This is a genomic window from Candidatus Methylomirabilota bacterium (assembly GCA_036002485.1).
In the GTDB taxonomy this organism is placed as follows: Bacteria; Methylomirabilota; Methylomirabilia; order Rokubacteriales; family CSP1-6; genus AR37.
Genome location: DASYTI010000052.1, coordinates 1 through 3,146, shown reverse-complemented (window position 1 = coordinate 3,146; position 3,146 = coordinate 1). Strand labels below are relative to the sequence as shown.

Here is a 3,146-nt window from a genome sequence, read left to right as displayed (position 1 = left end):
CCTGCATCCTCATCAAGAGCTCGCTCGAGAAGATCGGCCTGAAGGTCCGGCTGGAAGGGCTGCCGTCGGCCGTGTACTCCGAGACGAAGTTCACGCGGAAGCAGATGGCCCACTGCGACAACTTCCAGTGGCCCTGGGTGGCCGACACCGGCTACACCGCCTGGGTCTACCTCACCCACCCCAAGACGAACGTGATGGACGGGGTGGGGAACGACGACCCGGAGCTCAACGACCTCACGGAGAAGATGTTCCGCACGCCGTACGGCGCGGAGCGGCTCAAGATGGACCTCCGGATCCAGCAGATCACCGCCGAGCGGGTGCCCTGGATCTTCCTGGTCAACCCCGGCTGGCGCGAGGCGTTCAAGAAGGAGTGGAAGGGATTCCACTGGTACCCGGACAACAACGTCCACTTCGACTGGCTCTACAAGAAGTGACCCGCGGCCGGGGCGAGGCGCCGTCGAGCCTTCCCGACGGCGCCCGGCCCGCCCGCACGTCGCGCTCGTGACCGACAGGGGACGGTCGCGGTGAGATTCTGGCGATACGCCGCCCAGCGGCTGGCCTTCCTGCCGGTCCAGCTGTTCATCGTCTCCGTCATCGTGTTCTTCCTGGTGCGGCTCCTTCCCGGCGATCCCTCGTACCTCCTGGCCGGGCCCTTCGCCACCGTCGAGCGCGTCGACGAGGTGCGGACGCGCCTGGGGCTGAACCAGCCCCTCCACGTCCAGTACGTGCGCTACGTCCGGAGCATCGCCGCGGGCGAGCTGGGGACGTCCTGGGTCACCTCGCGGCCGGTCCTCGCCGACATCGCTCAGCGCCTCCCCGCCACCATGGAACTGGTCCTCCTCGCCGTCTTCTTCTCCGTCGTCATCGGCATCCCGCTCGGCGTGCTCACGGCCGTGCGCAAGCGCGGGGTCGCGGACCGGATCGTCTTCGGCTACGGGCTCCTGGCGGGCGCCCTCCCGGACTTCTGGTTCGCGCTCATCGTCATCTTCGTCTTCTTCTACAAGCTCGGCTGGTTCCCCGGCCCCATCGGACAGCTCGACCTCACCGTGAGCATGCCGCGCCACGTCACGGGCATGTACGCGCTCGACGCCCTGCTCACCGCCGACTGGCCCGCCTTCCGCTCGGCCGTCATGCACCTCGTCCTGCCCGTGGTGACGCTGACCGCCATCTACATGCCGCTGGTGATGAAGAACACGCGCTCCACGATGGAGGACATGCTCGGCTCGGACTTCGTCACCTACGCGCGGGCGGCCGGGCTGTCGCGCCTGATGCAGCTCCGCTACGCGCTGCGCAACTCGCTCCCCTCGGTGGTCACCATCATCGGCATCCTCTTCTGGTTCCTGCTCGGGGGCGCCGTGCTGGTGGAGACCGTGTTCGCCTGGGGCGGTCTCGGGCAGTACGCCGTGCAGTCCGTCGTCAACTCCGACTACGCGCCCCTCCAGGCCTTCGTGCTCCTCACCGCCGTCTTCACCAGCGTGGTGTTCCTCCTGGTGGACCTCGCCTACTTCTTCCTCGACCCGCGGATCCGGTCGTGACGATCCCGGCGACGCCCGATCTCCTCGAGGCCCCGCGGGCCGGCCGGCTGGGCGGCGCCGCCCGGGAAGCGGACGACCTCTGGCGCTTCGCGCGGACCCAGCCCGGGTTCCTCTTCGGGCTGGTGGTGATCGTGGTCACGGTGTTCCTGGCGCTCTTCGGCCCCTGGATCGCGCCCTACGGGCCCGAGGAGGCGCTGTCCGGGAAGGCGGTCCTGCCCCCGGGCGCCGACCACTGGATGGGCACCGACATCTCGGGCATGGACATCTTCTCCCGCGTCATCGCGGCGCCCCGCATCGACCTCACGATCGCGCTGATCTCCACGGCCGTCGCCTTCGCGGCCGGGGTGGTCCTCGGCGTCATCTCCGGCTTCTTCGCGGGCGCGCGCGGGCTCTGGGCGCTGCTGAGCAACGCGATCATGCGCGGCGCGGACATCTTCCAGGCCTTCCCGCTGTTCATCTTCGCGCTGGCGCTGGTCGGCTTCCGGGGCCCGAGCATCCAGAACGTCATCGTGGCGCTCGCCTTCCTGAACATCCCCTTCTTCCTGCGCGTCACCCGCGGCGCCGTGCTCCACGTGCGGGAGCGCCCCTTCGTGGAGGCCGCCCGCTGCGTCGGGGGCTCGGGGCTCCGGATCGCCTTCGTGCACGTCATGCCGAACGCGCTCACGCCGGCGCTCGCCAACCTCTCGCCCACGATCGGCTTCTCGATCCTGCTCACCTCCGCGCTCAGCTTCGTCGGCGCCGGGGTGCCCATCCCGACGCCCGAGTGGGGCTCGATGATCGCCATCGGGGCGCCGAACATGATGACGGGCCAGTGGTGGACGGCGCTCTTCCCCGGCCTCGCCCTCGCCGTGACGATCCTCGGCTACGCGCTCGTGGGCGACGGGCTCCGCGACTACCTCGACCCCACGCACCGGAGATAGCGTGGACGCCCTGCTCGAGGTGCGAGACCTCCACGTCGAGTACCGGCGCGACGCCAGCTCCGTGCGGGTCCTCAACGGGGCCGACCTGACCGTCTACCCCGGCGAGTCGCTGGGCGTGGTGGGCGAGTCCGGCGTGGGCAAGACGGTGCTGGTGCGGGCGATCCTCGGGTTGCTGCAGCCGCCGTGGCGCGTCACGCGGGGACAGGTCCTGTACGAGGGCGACGACCTGCTCAAGCGATCCGAGAAGGAGCTGCGCGCCATCCGCGGCCGCGGCATCGCGCTCACCACCCACGAGCCGCGGAAGCACCTGAACCCGGTGGCCACCATCGGCGCGCAGATCGCCAACGTCGTCCGGGCGCACGGCGCGGTCGGGCACGCCGAGGCCCGGGCGCGCGCGCTGAAGCTGCTCCGGATGGTCGGGTTCCCCGATCCCGAGGCCCGCCAGACCGCGTATCCGCACGAGCTGAGCGGGGGAATGTGCCAGCGCGTGATCATCGCCATGGCGCTCGCCCACTCGCCGAAGCTCCTCATGGCGGACGAGCCCACCGCGGGGCTCGACGTGACGATCTCGCTCCAGGTCCTGGACCTGATGCAGGGCCTCGTGCGCGACTCCAACTCGTCCCTCCTCCTCGTCTCCCGGGACCTGGGCGTCGTCGCGCACTACTGCCAGCGGGTCGCCGTCATGTACCAG

The 3,146-nt window shown here is 70.1% G+C and carries 4 protein-coding genes; all 4 read left to right on the top strand.

Going from position 1 to position 3,146, the window contains the following annotated elements:
• Positions 1-434 (top strand): hypothetical protein (locus VGT00_05895; GenBank protein ID HEV8530927.1); only part of this gene is annotated, 434 nt, incomplete at its 5' end.
• A gap of 90 nt (positions 435-524) precedes the next feature.
• Entirely contained in the window at positions 525-1,535 is a 1,011-nt protein-coding gene (locus VGT00_05890) for an ABC transporter permease (GenBank protein ID HEV8530926.1), read from the top strand.
• A complete protein-coding gene (locus VGT00_05885) occupies positions 1,532-2,455 on the top strand; it encodes an ABC transporter permease (GenBank protein ID HEV8530925.1) in 924 nt (307 codons plus the stop codon). Before VGT00_05890 ends, VGT00_05885 begins: the two co-directional genes overlap by 4 nt.
• 1 nt (position 2,456) lies before the next feature.
• Positions 2,457-3,146: ABC transporter ATP-binding protein (locus tag VGT00_05880; protein HEV8530924.1), on the top strand; the 690-nt coding region annotated here is incomplete at its 3' end.